The sequence below is a fragment of the Siphonobacter sp. BAB-5385 genome (genome assembly GCF_002261125.1).
Taxonomy (GTDB): domain Bacteria; phylum Bacteroidota; class Bacteroidia; order Cytophagales; family Spirosomataceae; genus Siphonobacter.
Window position 1 is genome coordinate 1 of sequence record NZ_NMPS01000201.1, and the last position, 18,015, is coordinate 18,015.

Annotated in this window: 16 protein-coding genes; 9 read left to right on the top strand and 7 right to left on the bottom strand. The window is 50.9% G+C overall.

The window, feature by feature from the left end:
* The first annotated feature begins 302 nt into the window (after window positions 1-302).
* Window positions 303-1,967, top strand: coding sequence for an amidohydrolase (locus BWI93_RS19730; protein ID WP_094814467.1), 1,665 nt, complete (start codon window positions 303-305; stop codon window positions 1,965-1,967).
* A gap of 51 nt (window positions 1,968-2,018) precedes the next feature.
* On the opposite strand, the gene BWI93_RS19735 is transcribed toward BWI93_RS19730, so the two are convergent.
* Window positions 2,019-3,458 (bottom strand): PLP-dependent aminotransferase family protein, encoded by a 1,440-nt coding sequence (locus tag BWI93_RS19735; RefSeq protein WP_094814495.1) that lies wholly within the window; start codon window positions 3,456-3,458, stop codon window positions 2,019-2,021.
* A gap of 179 nt (window positions 3,459-3,637) precedes the next feature.
* On the opposite strand from BWI93_RS19735, the gene BWI93_RS19740 reads away from it, so the two are divergent.
* From BWI93_RS19740 to BWI93_RS19760, 5 genes are all read left to right on the top strand, one after another.
* On the top strand, window positions 3,638-4,597 hold the full coding sequence (locus BWI93_RS19740; RefSeq protein WP_233207710.1) for a DMT family transporter: 960 nt from the start codon (window positions 3,638-3,640) through the stop codon (window positions 4,595-4,597).
* A gap of 14 nt (window positions 4,598-4,611) precedes the next feature.
* Complete coding sequence (locus tag BWI93_RS19745) at window positions 4,612-5,154, top strand: DinB family protein (protein ID WP_094814471.1); 543 nt, start codon at window positions 4,612-4,614, stop codon at window positions 5,152-5,154.
* An 8-nt stretch (window positions 5,155-5,162) separates the two neighbouring features.
* The gene (locus BWI93_RS19750; RefSeq protein WP_094814473.1) at window positions 5,163-6,563 is read left to right on the top strand and encodes a pyridoxal-dependent decarboxylase; all 1,401 of its coding nucleotides are present in this window, start codon (window positions 5,163-5,165) and stop codon (window positions 6,561-6,563) included.
* 173 nt (window positions 6,564-6,736) lie between these two features.
* On the top strand, window positions 6,737-7,174 hold the full coding sequence (locus BWI93_RS19755) for a MarR family winged helix-turn-helix transcriptional regulator (protein WP_094814475.1): 438 nt from the start codon (window positions 6,737-6,739) through the stop codon (window positions 7,172-7,174).
* A gap of 11 nt (window positions 7,175-7,185) precedes the next feature.
* A complete protein-coding gene (locus tag BWI93_RS19760; RefSeq protein ID WP_094814477.1) occupies window positions 7,186-7,611 on the top strand; it encodes an organic hydroperoxide resistance protein in 426 nt (141 codons plus the stop codon).
* Window positions 7,612-7,672: 61 nt separating this feature from the next.
* Here BWI93_RS19760 and BWI93_RS19765 read toward each other — a convergent pair whose 3' ends face one another.
* Window positions 7,673-8,770 carry a glycosyltransferase family 9 protein gene (locus tag BWI93_RS19765; protein ID WP_094814479.1) on the bottom strand — a complete coding sequence of 366 codons (1,098 nt, stop codon included), beginning with the start codon at window positions 8,768-8,770 and terminating at the stop codon, window positions 7,673-7,675.
* Between the two features lie 21 nt (window positions 8,771-8,791).
* The gene (locus BWI93_RS19770) at window positions 8,792-9,394 is read right to left on the bottom strand and encodes a DUF4254 domain-containing protein (RefSeq protein WP_094814481.1); all 603 of its coding nucleotides are present in this window, start codon (window positions 9,392-9,394) and stop codon (window positions 8,792-8,794) included.
* 191 nt (window positions 9,395-9,585) lie between these two features.
* On the opposite strand from BWI93_RS19770, the gene BWI93_RS19775 reads away from it, so the two are divergent.
* Window positions 9,586-10,905 carry a hypothetical protein gene (locus tag BWI93_RS19775; RefSeq protein WP_094814483.1) on the top strand — a complete coding sequence of 440 codons (1,320 nt, stop codon included), beginning with the start codon at window positions 9,586-9,588 and terminating at the stop codon, window positions 10,903-10,905.
* A gap of 2 nt (window positions 10,906-10,907) precedes the next feature.
* Here BWI93_RS19775 and BWI93_RS19780 read toward each other — a convergent pair whose 3' ends face one another.
* Window positions 10,908-11,423, bottom strand: coding sequence for a DUF2480 family protein (locus tag BWI93_RS19780; RefSeq protein ID WP_094814485.1), 516 nt, complete (start codon window positions 11,421-11,423; stop codon window positions 10,908-10,910).
* 5 nt (window positions 11,424-11,428) lie between these two features.
* Window positions 11,429-12,118 carry a tRNA (adenosine(37)-N6)-threonylcarbamoyltransferase complex dimerization subunit type 1 TsaB gene (tsaB, locus tag BWI93_RS19785; protein ID WP_094814487.1) on the bottom strand — a complete coding sequence of 230 codons (690 nt, stop codon included), beginning with the start codon at window positions 12,116-12,118 and terminating at the stop codon, window positions 11,429-11,431.
* Between the two features lie 556 nt (window positions 12,119-12,674).
* On the opposite strand from tsaB, the gene BWI93_RS19790 reads away from it, so the two are divergent.
* Together BWI93_RS19790 and BWI93_RS19795 are read left to right on the top strand one after the other, a co-directional pair.
* The gene (locus BWI93_RS19790; RefSeq protein ID WP_094814489.1) at window positions 12,675-13,007 is read left to right on the top strand and encodes a tRNA-binding protein; all 333 of its coding nucleotides are present in this window, start codon (window positions 12,675-12,677) and stop codon (window positions 13,005-13,007) included.
* A gap of 81 nt (window positions 13,008-13,088) precedes the next feature.
* Window positions 13,089-13,523 carry a nuclear transport factor 2 family protein gene (locus BWI93_RS19795; RefSeq protein ID WP_094814491.1) on the top strand — a complete coding sequence of 145 codons (435 nt, stop codon included), beginning with the start codon at window positions 13,089-13,091 and terminating at the stop codon, window positions 13,521-13,523.
* 156 nt (window positions 13,524-13,679) lie between these two features.
* Here BWI93_RS19795 and BWI93_RS19800 read toward each other — a convergent pair whose 3' ends face one another.
* Entirely contained in the window at window positions 13,680-14,528 is an 849-nt protein-coding gene (locus BWI93_RS19800; RefSeq protein ID WP_176454283.1) for a pirin family protein, read from the bottom strand.
* A 194-nt stretch (window positions 14,529-14,722) separates the two neighbouring features.
* Window positions 14,723-17,713, bottom strand: coding sequence for an FAD-binding and (Fe-S)-binding domain-containing protein (locus BWI93_RS19805; RefSeq protein ID WP_094814493.1), 2,991 nt, complete (start codon window positions 17,711-17,713; stop codon window positions 14,723-14,725).
* Window positions 17,714-18,015 lie beyond the last annotated feature (302 nt).

An 18,015-nucleotide genomic window follows, 5' to 3' on the forward strand; every position in this document is an offset into this window, starting at 1 on the left:
GCTGTGCCTACCGGGCGGGACGCACCCCGCATTTCATACGGGGCTAATCGCATAAAACCCCTCCGGGGTTGGGACTTGATGGAGGTACAAGTTTTCAAAGCTGTACCACTTGTACAGCCTTTAACAGCTGCCTGCCAATCCCATGCAAGTGAGGTATATTGTATACAACCTACGAATTTCAGAGGCGTTCCCTTCGAACTCTTAAAACCTTCTATTCAAAAAGTCATCCGCACGTTCTAAAACTAAAATTTTGAAACGTGCGGATTCAATCAACGATCCATCATCCTAAACCAAAACCATCCATGAAATCTTCTATTTCAATCCCGGCTCTGCTGGTATTGCTGGTAACGATGGGTTGCGGAATCGCCTCGGCCCAGAGCAAAAAGAAAGCTCCCGAAGCGACGGCAAATCTGCTCGTCCCGGCGAAAAAGCTGGAGGCTCTCAAGCAGGAGTTGGCGGCAGAAATTGATAAAATGAAAGACTTTTCTGCTGAAATGAATGATATGGTCTTCAGCTTCGGCGAACTGGGCTTTCAGGAACACGAAACGTCCAAATACCTGACGGGCGTTCTGGAGAAAAACGGCTTTACCATTCAACGCGGCATCGGTGGTATTCCAACGGCCTGGACAGCAACCTGGGGTAGCGGAAAACCTAAAATTGCCGTTGGCTCGGACATTGACTGTATTCCGAAAGCCTCGCAAAAGCCCGGCGTCGCCTACCACGATCCCATCATCGACGGAGCCCCCGGCCACGGGGAAGGCCATAATTCGGGCAATCCGCTGAATATCACCGCGGCCCTGGCTTTAAAGAAAATCATGGAGCGGGAAAATATTTCGGGTACACTCATGCTTTGGCCGGGTGTGGCCGAAGAGCAGGTAGGGACCAAGGCGTATTACATTCGGGACGGTTATTTCAAGGATGTAGACGCCTGTATCTTCACCCACGTAGGAAATAATCTGGGGGTTGTGTACGGAGATGTCGGCAACAACGGACTGGTTTCGGTCAAGTTCAATTTTGAAGGAGCCGCCGCTCACGCCGCCGGTGCTCCCTGGCGGGGCCGCAGTGCCCTGGACGCGGTAGAACTGATGAACATTGGCTGGAATTTCAAGCGGGAGCACCTGTTGCCCACGCAACGCTCGCATTACGTGATCGTGGACGGGGGCGATCAGCCCAACGTCGTGCCTTCCAAAGCTTCGGTATGGTATTACTTCCGGGAACGGAGTTACGATAAGATCAAACAGTTATTTGAGTACGGCGTGAAAATGGCGGAAGGTGCCTCCATCATGACCGACACGAAATACACCTACGAAATACTGGGTTCGGCCTGGCCAGGGCATTTTAGTAAGCCCATTGCCGAGGCGACCTTCAAAAATATTAAAAAGGTAGGGCTGCCGACCTGGTCTTCGGAAGATCAGACGCTGGCAAAAGCCATTCAGGAAGAATTGATGTCACCCGAGAAAAGCGGCCTGGCCGTTAAACTCGACAGTACCATCGAGCCACCCGTGGTATCGATGGGAGGGGGTTCTGACGATATTGCGGATATTTCCTGGTCCATGCCGACGATTGTCCTGCGGTACCCTTCCAATATTCCTGGGCTGCCCGGTCACCATTGGGCTAATGCGATCTCGATGGCCACGCCGATTGCTCACAAGGGGATTACTGCCGGGGCCAAGGTAGAAGCCATGACGATTCTGGATTTGCTCGTCAGTCCGGATCTGGTCAAAAACGCCTGGAATTATTACTCCACTGTGCAAACCAAGGACGTCAAATACGAACCCCTGGTACGGGAAACGGACAAGCCCGCCACCCACCTCAATACCGAAATCATGGCGGAGTTTCGGGAGAAAATGAAGAAGTACTACTACGATCCAACGAAGTACAAATCGTACCTCGAACAACTAGGAATCAAGTACCCAACGGTTCGCACCAAAGAAACCAAAGCTAAATCCGAAAAGACGGAGAAATAAACGCAAACGTCCCGCCTGCTTCAGGCGGGACGTTTTGTTTCTAGGAGTGGTTCATTTTCGCAGGGACTCAATCAGGCGTCCCAGTTTCTTGAGACTTTTATCGATTTCTGGCGTATACGGAGCCCCGAACGTGATTCGCAGGTAATTCGTGAACCGGGCATCCGTACTGAAGATATGCCCCGGAGCAATGCTAATCTTTTCGAGCCAGGCTTTTTCGTATACTTCAAACGCGTCGATGCCTGCTTCCAGCTCAATCCACAAAACGTACCCACCCTGCGGACGACTGACTTTCGTACTTCTGGGGAAATAGTCGGCAATAGCCTGTAAATACCGCAAACATTGCGTGTGGAGGGCTTTTCGCAGGTTTCGCATGTGTAAATCATACCGACCCGTTTCAAAAAAAATGGCAATGGCCGCCTGCGTAGGCGTAGCCGAAGACACCGTATGCATGAGTTTAACACTCAGTACCTGGTCGAGAAAACGGCCCGGAATGCACCAGCCCACCCGGTACCCCGGAGCCAGCGTTTTGGATACCGATGAACAGAGCATGACCAGTCCCTGCGTATCGAAACTTTTACAGGTACGAGGTCGGGTTTTACCGAAGTACATTTCTCCGTAAATGTCGTCTTCAATCAGCGGGATTTCCCGCGAAGCCAACAGTTTGACCAACTGCTTCTTGCGGTGATCGGGCATCAAAGCTCCCACCGGATTACAGAAATTAGGGACGAATAGACAGACGGCAATGGACGTTGTTTCCAAAGCCTGTTCCAGCAAATCAATTCGAATACCCTCGGTAGGATCGGTAGGAATTTCGAGTACCCGCAGCCCCAGACTTTTCATGACATTGAAAATGCCAAAGTAGGTCGGACTTTCAATGGCTACCGTATCGCCGGGTTTGGTAACGGCTTTCAGGCAGAAGACCAGAGCCTCCATACAACCCTGCGTGGTTACTACCTCGTGTTCCGTAAGGGTGCCATTCCAGTTGAAGGCGTGTTTGGCAATCTGTTTCCGTAAGGTCAGGTTGCCGCGTAGTTCTTCGTAGGCCGTACAGCTGCTGGGGTTTTGCCGGAGGGCTTCCAGCATGGCTTTGTTGAGCTTGGCTTCGGGTAAGAGTTCCAGAGCCGGGGTGGCTACGGACAGCTTGACCACATCAGTTTGCGAAAGGTTTTCGTACACCCGGCGAATCATGGCGTCGACGCTGACCTTTTCCGGCGAACGATCCACAGCCGGGGCGGGCAGGAGCTGCGGCACCCGCCTGGACGTATACCGGACGAAATACCCGGACTTGGGCCGGGCTTCAATCAGGCCCTTATTTTCCAGTTCGACGTACGCTTTATAGGCAGTACTCAGACTGATGCCTTGTTCCAGACTCAGAGCCCGCAGAGATAAAAGTTTATCGCCCGTCTTGAGAATCTGGCTCTCCATTTGCTTTTCCAGCCGTTCGGCTACCTGAACGTACAGAAACTCTTCGGTAAGGGATGCGTTCGCCATAACGAAGCAAAGGACAGCGATGGTAATCTGTTCGGAGTACAAAGGTAAAAGCCGGAAGCTGAAAGTATGGGTTTCATACTGAGAATCATACCGAAGATTTCCGAGATAATGGAAGTAAATCTGTTCTGCTCTTATTTTAAAAATCTGCATCTGTTTTCGCTTGGAAAGAAACCCGAGTTTTGCGGCGTACTTTCCTGACTACGGCGATGCGAAACACTCAAAAAGCGTATGTAGCTCTGGCTACCATTTGTTTCCTCTGGGGCACGACCTACCTGGCCGCCCGTATTGGGGTGGCGGGCTTTCCGGCTCTGTTATTCATGGCTCTTCGCAATATGACAGCCGGGCTGTTGTTACTCACGTTCGTCGTGATCCGATACCGGGCCGTACCCGGCGGATGGTCCGATATTAAACTGCAAATCATTCCCGGCTTGTGCATGATTACCTTCGGAACGGGTATCGTGGGCTGGGCTGTACGCTTTATTCCGAGTGGACTGGCGGCTCTCATTTGCTCGCTGATTCCGTTGTTTACCATCCTCATTCAACTCGTCATCCGACCGCAGGATAAGCTCAATGGCCGGATCGTTCTGGGGATGCTCATGGGTTTTCTGGGTGTACTACTGGTCTTTCGCGATCACATGAACTTCATGGCCGATCGGAAGTCGCTGATGGGCATTGGCGTAACGCTTTTCTCGTGCCTGTCTTTCGCGAGTGGGGGGCTGTATACGCAAACGCACCGGGCTCAGTCCCATGCCTTCTTCAATGCGGCTATTCAAATGTTGGTCGGAGGTACGGGCCTTTGGGTACTCAGTGCTCTGGCGGAAGATTGGCAGCACCTGCCCTCGCTGAGTCTGACTTCGGGGCTGGCTTTGCTGTACCTGATTATCTTCGGATCGATTGTTGCGTTTGTGTCGTATCTGTACGCGATGTCCCAGTTGCCCGCGGGTTTAGTTTCGGTGTATGCCTATATTAATCCGCTGGTGGCCATTGTTTTAGGTTATTTGATTTTGCACGAACACGTCACCTGGATTACGGGACTGGCCTTTGCTATTACTATGGTGGGCGTGTATCTGGTCAATCAGGGGTACCGACGACAGCAGGAGAAAAAGAGAGCTTTGGTTGTCGAAGCAGCGGAGGCGTAAGTCCTTTTCATCGAATGAAAACAGCATGGGTAGGAAAGTCTATTCAGCCCATGCCGGTTCAAACAAAAAAGATCGTTAGTCCTTCTATCATTCCTCCAATCATGACCAAAGCCGACTATATCCGATTTTATGATCGTGAACTGGCCAAACTCTCCAGTGAACTGCAGGCCTATCCGAATGAAGAAACACTTTGGGCCGTAGTACCCGGAACCATTAATTCCGCCGGACATCTGGGGCAACACCTGATCGGTAATCTGAAAACCTACATTGGCCTGACGCTGGGTAAGGTGCCGTACCAACGCAACCGCGAAGCCGAGTTTACGCAGCAAGTTTTTTCACGTACGGCCTTACTAACGGAAGTAAATGCTTTGCCCGCCCTGATTCGGCAGTCCATCGAGCAGGTGGACGACCTCGAAGCTCCGTACCCGACGGAGGTGCTGTCGATTTTCCCCGAGCAAAGCATTGCCGTAGTCCTAACGCACCTGCTCATGCATCTGGCCTATCATACCGGACAAATGAATTACCATCGCCGGTTCAGCCTTCAAACTTTCCTGTAGTAAAAGCCATGAATTCATTTTTGCAAACGGACATCGAGCAGTGGGATGACCTGCTGGCAGAAGTCCGGTCCCAGGCCACGGCCTATCTTCAGAATATCGAATCCGTACCCACCAGCCCGCAGGTACAGGATTTCGTCTCGGCAGAATTGCCCGAAGCGGGTTGGGGAACCGCTCAGGCGTTGGCCTTTTTCCGCCAGCATTACCAGCCCTGGATGGTGGCCAGTGCCGGTCCCCGGTACTGGGGTTTTGTGGTAGGGGGTACCACGCCAGCGGCTATGGCGGGCGACTGGCTCACATCCGTATTCGATGCGAATCCGCAGAGTCTTCAGGGAACGGGTGATCGCTCTGCCCAGTTAGAAGTCGAAACGATTCGAAGCATGCGGCAGTTGCTGGGCTTACCAGATACCTTCACGGGTGGGTTTGTATCGGGAGCGACGATGTCCATTTTCACGGGTCTGGCCGTAGCCCGGCAGTGGGCGGGTGTACAAATGGGTCAGGACATCGCCCGGGAAGGCTTGTCCGTGCAACCCATCGTTCTGGCGGCTATCCCGCACTCGGCCGTACGCAAAGCCATGGCGATGTTAGGAATGGGGAGTAATCGCCTGGTCAAACTGCGGACACTCCCGAATCGTGAAGCCGTTGATCTGGAAGACCTGGAAGAAAAACTCCGCCAGTATCAGGGCCAGCCCATCATTGTCAGTACCAGTGCCGGGACGGTAAATACCGTCGATTTTGACGATTTCCTCGGCGTACAGCGAATCCGGCAACAATACCCGTTCTGGTGGCACGTAGATGCGGCTTTTGGTGGATTTGCGGCTTGCTCACCCCAATACGCCGACCGCTTGCGGGGCTGGGAAAACGCCGACAGTATCACCGTCGATTGCCACAAGTGGATGAATGTTCCGTACGATAGTGCCGTCATTTTCACGCAGCGGAAACATCAGCATTTGCAGGTACAAACCTTCCAGAATTCCAATGCTCCGTACCTGGGTGATCCGGACGAGGATTTTTCGTATCTAAATTTTCTACCTGACAACTCCCGTCGACTCCGGGCTTTACCCGCCTGGTTTAGTCTCATGGCCTATGGAAAAGCGGGTTTTGCGGATAGGGTCGAGCAAAGTGTAACCTGTGCCCGACGTCTGGGAGCGGCCCTCGAAGCCAGTACAGATTTCCGGCTGGTGGCTCCGGTACGGCTCAATGTCGTTTGCTTTACGCTTCGCCAGGTGCCCGAGCGAGCCGCTGAATTCCTGGCCTTACTCAATCAGCGGGGAAAAGTATTGATGACGCCAACGTTACTGGGAGACACGTTTTGTCTGCGGGCGGCTTTCGTCAATTTTCGAACAACTGAACGGCACGTCGACGAAGCTTTGGAAGAATTGACCTTCGTTTTACATTCGTTGAATACCTGAAATAGCCTGAGAATAACAATAATTGCCTGCCGGGAAACCGACAGGCATCTTTTTTTTACGTTGATAGTCAATGATATAAGTGATTTTTGCCTTTCATTCGCATTTATTTATAAAAATAGGGGTTAAATAATTGTTCAAAATTAAATTGTGTACAATATATTTGTAATCGTAAGATGAATATGGAACAGCTTAAGCTTGATCAGCAACTTTGTTTTCCGCTGTACGCTGCGTCCCGGCTTGTTACAGGTCTGTATCGTCCTTTGCTGGAAGAACTTTCGCTGACGTATCCGCAATATTTAGTTTTACTGGTACTGTGGGAAAAAGAGTCGGTCACGGTAAAAGAATTAGGCGAACAACTCTGGCTGGATAGCGGGACGCTGACGCCCCTTTTGAAGAGGTTGCAGGAAAAAGCCCTGGTGACCCGTATCCGCAGCAGTCACGACGAACGGGTGGTAAACATTACATTGACGGAAGCCGGAAGAGCCTTACAGGAGCAGGCCGCGTCCATCCCAGACCAAATGTTTAGCTGTCTGCGTCTGGAACGAGAGCAGGTTACGCAGCTACGTGAGCAACTGCAGCAATTTTTAGTACAACATACCCAAGTATCGTAACATCAACAGCCATGGAAAAATTATATACGGCCCACGCAACCGCCACAGGTGGTCGCAACGGTCAGGTAAAATCGAGTGATGGGGTACTGGATCTGCAAACGCGGACTCCGAAAGAAATGGGTGGCCCCGGTGGAGCCTACACGAACCCCGAGCAACTCTTTGCGGCTGGCTATGCCGCTTGTTTTGACAGTGCTCTGAGCCTGATTATCCGTAGTGAAAAAGTAAAAGCGGGTATGACGACGATTACTGCGGAAGTAAGTATTGGTAAAAACGATGCCGGTGGATTTGGACTGGCCGTTACCTTGAATGCTAATGTACCAGGGGTAGATCAGGCTACGGCCGAAGCTCTGGTAGCGAAAGCTCATCAGGTATGCCCGTATTCAAACGCTACCCGTAACAACGTAGAAGTAACGTTAGCCGTAACAACGAATGAGTGAGTAACATAGATAAGTGCCGAGTAGAACCTGACCGCCAACAGGGACTGCTTCCTGTAATGGATTAGAGTACGATCGGGTCCTGGCCGCCAGCGGGACCCGATTGCTTGTAGGGGGTGTCAAGTAATTGCAGAGCCCGGTCAGCTACCAGTTCAGGCGTAATCCAGTTCATGCAGGCCAGATCGCCCCGAAAACAGGGTTTATTCCCAAATACGGAGCACGGACGACAGGACAATTCATCCGGCGAAATCTGAATCATATTCCCTTCGGATTGGCCCCAGGGGCCGAAACCTGCGTAGGGGTGCGTGGCTCCCCAGATCGAAAGTACGGGTACGCCACTCAAGGCGGCCAGGTGCATATTGCCGGAATCCATGCAAAGCATTAGCTCAAGCTGACGAATCAGCGTGAGTTCGGCCCGGAAGGAAAGTTTTCCGGCGACCAGTACCGCTTCGGGAAACGTCTCCACCAACGTTTGTAACTGAGCAACTTCAGCCGCTCCACCGCCAAAGAGAAAAATCCGAACCGGTCGTTGCTGACGGATAAGCTCCAGAGTTGGCTGAATGCGTTCGAAAGGCCACATTTTAGGCTCGTGCTGGGCGAAAGGAGCAACACCCAGCCAGACTTCATTCGATTTTTTAGCGGGAATGTTTCTCAGAAAATCCTGTACTTCAGTTGCTGCTGAAGTAGCAAAGTACGGAGCCGTACCTAGCGTAGCGGTGTAACCCGCCCGGCTGAAGGTATCCAGGTACCGCTCGATGCTGTGGAGCAGGGGACGCCGAATCTTGTTCTCCTGCCGGGTCAACGCCTTCTTCTCCTGTCGTCCCTTGTCAAGCGTAACGCTGGGTATACCCGAAAACCGGAAGAAGGTTTTCAGAATAGCCGTCCGCAAATTCTGGTGCGTATCAATGATGTACTCAATAGGTCCGGCTTCCTTCAAATCAAGGTGCAGACGGTACAGACCTGTCATACCCTTGTGGCGACCGGCCAGATCAGCTCCGAACACCCGAACGCCCGGCATACCTTCGAAAAAGACAGCAAACTTCTGTCGCGTGACGACGGTAAGCTGCCGATCGGGATAGGCCTCGGCAATGGCCCGTACGACGGGCGTTAACAGAGCCACGTCGCCCATGGCCGAAAACCGGAAAATAATTAATTGCTTCATCACTCGGCGTATGCTCGCTCCTTACTTCTGCTGGTATAAAACGGGATTCAGGGTAGGGTCGTTGTACATCTTCATCTGCCGGTACACTTTCATATAGCGATCACCGTTGCGAATATCTTCGAGCAGTTCGTCAAAGCAGTTCGCCAGATCCGTTTCCTGTTCGAGTAACAGGTGTAATTTTTGCTGGGCTTTCTGCCGATGGTCATCCGAAGCTTCCAAACGTTGAGCCTGTTCACGGAAATGATAAATTTTCAACTGGAGTATCGACATACGGTCCAGGAGCCAGGCGGGGGTTTCGGAGTTCAGCCGGGCCGTTGGTTTGCGGGGAGCATCGCCCAGGAGGGCAATAAACCAGTCGTCCATTTTTTCAACCGTATCCGTCCGGTCCTGATTGGACTGGTCAATGCGACGTTTCAGTCCAACCAGTTCTTCGGGAGCGATTTCCGGGCTGCGAATCAAATCTTCCAAATGCCACTGTACCGTATCAATCCAGTTTTTCTGGTACAGCAGGGCCTCCATACTTTGGGCTTCGTACGGATTCTGAAGGGGGGTATCTACATGATCCGTCTGGTGATACACGTCAATGCTCTGGCGGAAAATGGTATTAGCTAGGGTAGCGTTCATGCGTACAAACTTTCGGCAAAAGTACCGAAAAGAAAGCAGCAAGTTATACCCCCTATAGGTAAAGCCCCGGAAAGCCCGGATTTATTAAGAAATGAAAACGTGATTTCAGGTTTTTTTTTAGTTTTGAGAAACAATGAATCGGGCCACTTCAACCCCCGAAACCTACTGTCCAACTACCTGACCTAACATCAATGCGTTCGCTTATTGCCGCGATACTGCTCCTGCCAGTATCGATTTATTTCCTTTGGGTCATTCGCTTTGCTGTGAACGTACCTCAACTCGACGACTTTCACGCCATTCTGGCATCGACCCAGCTGATTCGTGAAGCTCCTACAATAAAAGAGGCTTTTGGCTGGAGTATCGCTTTACACAATGAACACCGGATTGGCTATACCCGCTGGGTATCGCTCGTAGCGTATGCGTGCGGCCCCATTGATTTTCGATCCATCATCCTTTGGGGAAATCTGGCTTTGTTGGGCATTTTAGGGCTGTTTTATCGTAGTTTCCAGTCTACCACCTTACCGCTTTTTTACTTTCTGCCGGTGCCGTTTCTGCTGTTTCAGCTACAGTATTTTGAGAATACTTTCTTTGCCATGGCTGCTCTGCAAAACCTGGGGGTCTGGTGCTGGGCAGGCTGGTCTTTATGGTGGCTCATCAGTCCAGACTTAACAGGGGTGTCTGACCAGCCAGGCCGGGGCTGGATTCGCTTTGCCGGTAGTCTGAGTATGGCTCTGCTGGCCACCTTTACCAGCGGCAATGGGCTATTCGTATGGCCACTAGGGTTAGTGCTGCTGGTTATGCAACGAAAAAGAAGACAACTGATCGGATGGACCCTGGCCTTCGGCTGGGTTGCAAACACCTATTTTCAGGATTTTGTGGGAAATATGCACCATCGGCAGAATCGTTTGTGGGAAGTGATACAGGCCGGATTTGGCTACATCGGAGCACTGATCGGATTCCCCACCTCTCTGCCGGCGGCCATTAATGGGCCTATTGTTCCTATGGGGGTAGGAATTGTGCTCTGTACGTTCGTGGCTGTACGAAGTCTGCTGTGGTTGCGAAAGGCCTGGAAGGATTCCCGTTCGGTGGGATCCAATCCAGCCGAAGCGTTTAATCTGGCCTACTTTGGTTTCATTGTTTTAACTGCCGGAGCCATTTCCCTACACCGCCCGCCAATACTGGCCATTTGCGTGCCCCGGTACCGGATCGCCACCGCTCTGGCGTTTATCCTCGTTTATGTACTGGCCTTACCCGTTTTGGAGAATGTCCGGTGGCGACGTTTGTTCGCCAGCGTTGGCCTGGTGGGAAGTGTCGTCTTTTGTGGATTGACCTACGTGAAAAATACGCCCGTTATTAAAACCCAGCGGGCCGCATTGATAAAGGATGTTCACGATTTTCGCTCCGTCGGCAGGGTATCTAACCCCACGTATCAGAGGGAAGGGTACAGCCCCGAAGCGGAATGGCAGAAAGCCATTCGCTCCGGATTATACGAATTGCCGAACGATTTCTGAACCTACTGTTTCGCTTTTTTGTAAAGCGGAACGGTACTGCAAGGTTCACCAAACATGAGCGTCTGTACGACCGGGCGAAGTTTCCGGGCAATCTCTACGTACGCCGCTACGGGTACGGGATAGGTACTGCAGCCTTTCACGACTACGCGGGCTCCCCGGTAGTCTTCCGGATTAATCTGCTCGAGTGCTTCGTAGAACAGCTTGTCCTCCAGGGCCTGGGCATCGCCGAAAACAATCGTATGGGCAAAAGGCTCCAGGTGAATGGCCAGTAGCATGTACGCCCAGGTGGGTACAATTGCGTCTACCGAGCAGAGGACCGCTACATTTTTTCCGGTATACTGGCTCCAGTCGTGGGATTTAAGAAACTCCCGGAAATCTTTTTCCCGCAGGATAGCCTCCATAAACAGGTTATCCTTCAGGTCGTAGAGGACCCGTTCGCCCGAATGATAGTAGGTTTCCAGATCCAGCGTAACCAGGCCCGACGTAGCAACCCGGTTGATAATTTCTGGTGTTTCCATGTCAACTATAATTTAGCTTTGGGCAATGTGCCCATAAATTCTTTCAGGTAGTAAGGCTCGAACGTAATCAGGTCTTCGAACGCCTGCTTATCAAACGCCTCCTTGGCCAGATAACCCACCGTAACCGCCGAGGGATGAATGCTCACCGATGGAAAAATAGCCTGGGGATACGAAGCCAGCAGGGGCTGGCATTTAGCGGCCCCATCGCCAAAGAACACAACGGGACGCTCCTGTAAAAGTTCCGCAAAACTATGTTCGTCGATGATACGGGCTTGCGTCTCTCGCAACACTTGTCGGGTACCCGCTTCGTATTCGGCACAGTATACTTCCATCCGACGGGCGTCAATCATGGGACAGAGCACATGGGTGGTCGGATAGAACGGCTGTAACTGGGCCGCCATGGCCTCCAGGGTGTGAACGGCAATCAGGGGTTTATCCAGAGCATAACATAATCCTTTCGCCGTGGATACGCCGATGCGTAAGCCCGTGTACGATCCCGGACCTTTGGCTATGGCCACGGCATCAAGTTGAGAAAGCGAAAAACCCGCGTGCGTTACGACCTTTTCAATGAGCGTCGTGAGTAGGGACGAATGGGTTTTCTCCGTCAACAGTTCATAGCAACCCAGTAATTCGCCTTGCTGATGCAATGCTACGGAGCAAACTCGCGTAGAAGTATCGATAGAAAGAATAAGCATGGAACAAAAATAAGTCCTGCAGGATGATTTTTAGCCTGCTAAAAAACTTCTAAAGAAAGATATGATTAATTTATACATAGGCTTTTGGTAATAACTCATCATAAAAGCTTATTTTTAAGAGAATCAGGTAGTTTTATAAGCATTGAGATCAGATAACTGCCATTAGTTGGTGAGTAAAAAAGCTCATTTATGAAGAACAATGCATGTTTATACATCAATTTGAAAAAAATTTAGGAATAATGCGTATGAATGTGAGAAAAATCTTGTAATGTTGCAGAGTAAAACAGCCGCAATCAGCGTGATAGTGAATGTTTGGCAGTTTTAAGAATACGAATTCCGTATTTCGATTTTAAAAAAAGCATTGACTCCCTTCGGGGAAATTCATAAAGATCTCACTCGATCTCGCTGCGTCTGCAGATCGGGTATAACGTGGGTTGGATAGACGCCGCTCTCCGATTCGGGTTTCTCGGATCGGAGACTTATTTTTTTAGCCCCTTCAGTGCTGGCCTTTCTAACGAAAAGGCTTTTTTTGTGCCTTTCATTAGCTCGCTCATTTATGATTTCCTGGAATGATTTTGAAGCCGTAGAATTACGGATCGGCACGATTCTTCGCGTAGAAGATTTTCCTAAAGCCAAAAAACCTGCCTACCAGCTTTGGATTGATTTTGGCCCTGAACTCGGCGAAAAACGTTCTTCGGCCCAGATTACGGTGCATTACACCAAGGAAGAACTGGTTGGAAAACAGGTGATCGCCGTGACTAACTTCCCGCCCCGGCAAATCGCTAACTTTTTTTCGGAAGTACTGGTAACGGGATTTCCCGATGCTGATGGAGCCATTGTACTGGCTCAACCCGAACGCCCGGTACCCAACGGCACCCGATTGATCTAGGAAATAATGAGGGAGGAAACGTTTTTATCCGTCTTCTCTGAATAAACCTCTGGACGAGTAAATCCAAACAACCGGATAGCTATGAAAAAAACGCTAGTACTGGTAGTGAGTATGGCACTACTAACCCTTACCCTTACGGCTGTGGCTCAGTCGAAAGAAGAAACCGCCGTAACGCAGGCCGTTGAACAGCTCAAAGCGGCCATGATGAAAGGAGACAAAGCGGATCTGATGGCCATTACCCATGATCGGCTTAATTACGGACATTCGAGCGGCCTGATTGAAGATAAAGCTCTGTTTGTAGAGAACCTGACAAACGGAAATTCCGTCTTTAAATCCATCAACCTAAGTGATCAAACCGTCACGGTAGTAGGTAATACGGCTCTGGTACGGCATACGCTCGCGGGCGAAACGGCCAATAAAGGGCAGGCGGGACAAGTCAAGCTGGGCGTACTGCTGACGTGGGTAAAGGAAAAAGGAAAGTGGCTGCTACTGGGTCGCCAGGCGTATAAGCTTTAGTTTAGAGTTTTGGGTTTAGAGTTTTGAGTTAAATTTTTGACTAGTTAGGATTAGGTACCTTGAAGAGTCATAGTCTTTTAGTAGCTATTCAACTTCCTGATGCACTATTCCGACACCTATCCAGAAACTCAAAACCCTTAACCCTTAACTGAAAACTTACAGTGTTCCCATTTTACCCATCTGATAATCATACAGAGCATCCTGGATTTCTTCCCGGGTGTTCATTACAAACGGACCGTGAGCGACAACGGGTTCCTGGATGGGCAGTGCCGAACCCAGGAGAATCCGCGAGTAAGCCGAAGCCTGTACCTGAATTTCTTCTCCCTCGTTCGCAAAAACAACCAGCGTTCGTCCACTGATTGCCGTTCCATTGACGGTAATACTGCCGTTCAGTAAATAAAACAAAATATTCTGATTCGCTTCGATGGTACGGGTAAAGCTTCCACCGGCTTCCAGCGTAATGTTTGCCAGAGCAACCTCATAAATCGGTTGAATGGGGCCCTGCGTATCTTCCCAGGTTCCCGAAACTACGGCTGCCGTACCTTTGTGAAGGGTTACGGTCGGGATGTCTTTTTGCTGTAAACCCGTGTACTGGGGAGCCACCATTTTGAATTGAGCGGGCAAATTAGTCCAGAGCTGAATGAGTTCGACCGGGCCCCCTTTTTCCCGAAATTCAGGCGACGAGCCTTCCGAGTGAATTAACCCACTCCCTGCCGTCATCCACTGAACGCCCCCTCTGTCAATCGTACTGGCAAAACCGCTGCTATCCCGGTGCTGCACATCGCCTTCGTAAATGAACGTGACGGTTTCAAAACCCCGGTGAGGGTGGGGGCCAAAGGGTAAGCCACTATTCCGACCCGGAAAGTTCTGTGGACCGTGGTGGTGCAGTAATAAAAACGGATCAATCTGATCAATTCCGGCAGCAGGCAGGGGTTGGTGCATCGTTAGCGGGCCCATGGGGCGAGGCTGCGGATGAATGAGTTTATGAATGGTACGAAGTGCCATGAGTCAATGTGTGTATATACATATAAATCAATTTCCGTAGCGTTTGGTTCATCTCTTCTTGCTAAGGTATGCTCTGGACCTGTTTGAAAGCCCATGCTTCAGCGTAAATGAATGAGACATTTAGAGACAAAAAGCCTCACAGTTGCCCCAGTATATGAAGCGGCTGCGAGGCTTTTCAGATAAGAAGTATAAGGCTATTTCGCCAATGCATTCCACAAAATCTCCGCCGGGTGCAGGGCTTTCCGTCCCGTCCCGTCGTGAATCTGGTGGCGGCAGCTTGTACCCGCTGCGGCGATGATCACCTCTTCGGGTTGTTTGCGAATCGTTGGGAAAAGAACCAGTTCCCCAATTTTCATGGAAACGTCGTAATGCTCGGCTTCGTAACCGAAACTTCCGGCCATACCGCAGCATCCCGAAGGAATGAGTTGGACCTCGTAGTTAGCGGGTAAGGACAGAATTTTCTTACTCGGCACGAGCGAACTCATGGCCTTTTGCTGACAGTGTCCGTGCAGTTTGATAAGCCGTTTTTCGGTCGTAAACTGATCGGCTTTGATGCGTTTGGCGTCGAGTTCCTGAGCCAGGTATTCCTCGAACGTATAGGTGTGCGAGGCAATGGCTTTGGCATCGTCAACCAGTTCTTCATCCACTAAATCAGGATACTCATCGCGGAAGGTAAGAATGGCCGAAGGTTCTACGCCCACCAGCGGCGTATCTTTCGTGATAAGCGTACGTAGTAGTCGCACGTTACGGTTGGCTACTTCTTTCGCCATTTTCAGTAAGCCTTTCGACAACTGGGGCCTTCCCGACTGCATGTTTTCGCCGGGTAGCATCACGTTATATCCCAGTCGCTCAAAAAGTTGTACGACTTTCTTACCGATTTCCACGTCATTGTAATTAGTGAATTCATCGGCAAACAGGTAGAAACTCGGAGCCAGTGGTTTTTTCGTTTTGGCTTCCTTATTCCACCAGTTGGTAAAAGTTTGCTTCGCCAGCAAAGGCATGGTACGATCCGGGTGGAAACCGACCATTTTATTCGCCACGCGTCGCAACGCGGGGGTATCGAAAATGCCGTTGTACGCCCAGGGAGCCAGACTAGCCAGTTTATTCAGCGAAGTGAAATTAGCCACCAGTCTGGATCGCAGCGGTACGCCTTTGGCTTCGTAGTAATGCTGCAAAAACTCCATTTTGAGTTTCGCCATATCCACGTTCGAAGGGCATTCGGCCTTGCAACCCTTGCAGAGCAGACAGAGGTCGAGTACTTCCTTGATTTCGTCGTGGGCAAAACGGTTGGTTTGCGTAGAATTGGTCAGAAATTCCCGCAGGATATTGGCCCGGGCCCGCGTCGTTTCTTTCTCGTTTCGCGTCGCCATGAAACTGGGGCACATGGTACCACCGCTCAATTCCGTCTTACGGCAGTCGCCCGAACCGTTGCACTGCTCGGCGTGTTGAAGCACGTCCTGATTCTGATACCGGAAAAAGGTCTGGAAATGCGGCGTTTGCTGACCCGGCTCGTATCGCAGAAACGTATGCATGGGCGGCGTATCGACCACTTTTCCGGGATTGAAAATATTTTCCGGATCCCACATCCGCTTCACTTCCTTCATGAGGGCGTAGTTTTTCTCGCCCACCATCCAGGAAATGAACTCGCCCCGCAAGCGGCCATCGCCGTGTTCACCCGAAAGCGAACCGTCGTATTTCTTTACCAGTTTGGCAATTTCTTCGGCAATCAACCGGAATTGCTGATTCCCCTCGCGGGTCTTCAGGTTGATGATCGGACGCAGGTGAATCTCGCCCGAACCCGCGTGGGCGTAGTGCACGGCACTCATGCCGTTTTTCGCCAGAATTTCGTTGAAATCCCGAATGTAGTCGGGCAGGTCATGGATATCGACCGTCGTATCTTCAATCACCGCTACGGCTTTTTCATCACCGGGCAGGTTGGAAAGCAGCCCTAATCCGGCTTTACGCAGGGCCCAGATTTTACCCGTATCGGCTCCAAACAGGATGGGGAAGTGGTAGCCCAGGTGAGCCGCTTTCATTTCGGCTTCCATGCGGGCGGCTACTTCCAGAATTTCCTCCCTGGTTTCTTTTCGAAACTCAACGACCAGAATGGCTCCGGGGTCGCCCTGCACGAAAAAGCGGTTTTTACTCTGTTCGATGTTTTCTTTCGTACACTCGAGAATGTAATGGTCGATCAACTCACTCGCCGAAGGCTTGTACTGCATGGCGATGATATTGGCCCGTAAGGCCTCATCGACCGAATGAAAGTGTACGCAAATCAAGCCCGCTTCCTTAGGTGGTAGAGGATTGATGTGCAATTTGATTTCCGTCAGAAAGCAAAGCGTACCTTCCGATCCGGCCAGGAGCTGGCAGAAATTGAAATCCATACCTCCGGGCGTAAACGGCTCGCAGTAGAGCAGCATATCCAGGGCGTATCCCGTATTCCGGCGTTCGATGCTGGGTTTCGGGAAATTCTTACGGATTTCTTCCTGATTTGCTGTATCCTTTAAAATTTCAAAGGTCTTGCGATAAATGTCGGCTTCTAAATGGTTGGAAATACCCGGCAAGGTAGTTTCGCCTTTAAGCAGAGATTGTACCAGAGGTTGATCTGCCGAAAGGGAACCAAAGGTAGCTTCCGAACCATCCGCCAGTAGGGTTTTCACTTCCAGAACGTGTTCCCGCGTGGAACCGTAAACAACGGAGTTGGAACCGCAGGAGTTATTGCCCACCATACCCCCAATCATGGCCCGGTTAGCCGTGGACGTTTCGGGTCCAAACAAAAATCCGTAGGGTTTCAGGAACAGGTTCAGTTCGTCGCGTACGACGCCGGGCTGTACCCGTACCCATCCTTCTTCGGGATTGATTTCCAGGATTTTATTAAAATATTTGGAAACGTCAACCACAATACCGGCCCCCACTACCTGACCCGCCAGAGACGTACCGGCGGTACGCGGAATAAGCGAGGTGTGGTACTGCCGGGCAAAGGCGATGAGCGTTTTAAGGTCTTCCTGCGTCTTGGGCAAGGCTACAGCCGTAGGAAACTCGCGATACGCCGAGGCATCCGTTGCGTAAAGCGTACGCATGGTTTCGTCGTAGTAGAATTCGCCTTCAAGGCGGGCAGCGAGGTCACGGAGAGCTTCGGTCGGGACAGAAGGCTTCGTAATTAATCGAGCCGTTGCTGTAGTCATAGTACGTTTTATTGCTTCGGGGGTGCAAAGGTAACCGATAGACTTTTTTTAAGAGTCGGGTTTTACAAAAGATTCTTTTGTAAAAGAGGGTTCCCGATTTCGATTACCCCCTATAAAAAAGTTTCAGGCCTTTGTCGGCTAGACAAAGGCCTGAGAGCATTCAGACACGATTGAAGGAATATAGGGAAATTAATTAATTCACAAACACCACGCGAGTGGGCTTATCGGTATTTAGACTGATGTCTTTTTTGACGACGGTTTCACCATCGGTCACTTCAATGTGGTATTGACCATCGGCCAGT

Coding starts and splice junctions, on each gene's coding strand:
- BWI93_RS19730 (WP_094814467.1), top strand. CDS start 303: ATGAAATCTTCTATTTCAATCCCGGCTCTGCTGGTATTGCTGGTAACG.
- BWI93_RS19735 (WP_094814495.1), bottom strand. CDS start 3,458: ATGGCGAACGCATCCCTTACCGAAGAGTTTCTGTACGTTCAGGTAGCC.
- BWI93_RS19745 (WP_094814471.1), top strand. CDS start 4,612: ATGAAAACAGCATGGGTAGGAAAGTCTATTCAGCCCATGCCGGTTCAA.
- BWI93_RS19750 (WP_094814473.1), top strand. CDS start 5,163: ATGAATTCATTTTTGCAAACGGACATCGAGCAGTGGGATGACCTGCTG.
- BWI93_RS19755 (WP_094814475.1), top strand. CDS start 6,737: ATGAATATGGAACAGCTTAAGCTTGATCAGCAACTTTGTTTTCCGCTG.
- BWI93_RS19760 (WP_094814477.1), top strand. CDS start 7,186: ATGGAAAAATTATATACGGCCCACGCAACCGCCACAGGTGGTCGCAAC.
- BWI93_RS19765 (WP_094814479.1), bottom strand. CDS start 8,770: ATGAAGCAATTAATTATTTTCCGGTTTTCGGCCATGGGCGACGTGGCT.
- BWI93_RS19770 (WP_094814481.1), bottom strand. CDS start 9,394: ATGAACGCTACCCTAGCTAATACCATTTTCCGCCAGAGCATTGACGTG.
- BWI93_RS19775 (WP_094814483.1), top strand. CDS start 9,586: ATGCGTTCGCTTATTGCCGCGATACTGCTCCTGCCAGTATCGATTTAT.
- BWI93_RS19780 (WP_094814485.1), bottom strand. CDS start 11,423: ATGGAAACACCAGAAATTATCAACCGGGTTGCTACGTCGGGCCTGGTT.
- tsaB (WP_094814487.1), bottom strand. CDS start 12,118: ATGCTTATTCTTTCTATCGATACTTCTACGCGAGTTTGCTCCGTAGCA.
- BWI93_RS19790 (WP_094814489.1), top strand. CDS start 12,675: ATGATTTCCTGGAATGATTTTGAAGCCGTAGAATTACGGATCGGCACG.
- BWI93_RS19795 (WP_094814491.1), top strand. CDS start 13,089: ATGAAAAAAACGCTAGTACTGGTAGTGAGTATGGCACTACTAACCCTT.
- BWI93_RS19800 (WP_176454283.1), bottom strand. CDS start 14,528: ATGGCACTTCGTACCATTCATAAACTCATTCATCCGCAGCCTCGCCCC.
- BWI93_RS19805 (WP_094814493.1), bottom strand. CDS start 17,713: ATGACTACAGCAACGGCTCGATTAATTACGAAGCCTTCTGTCCCGACC.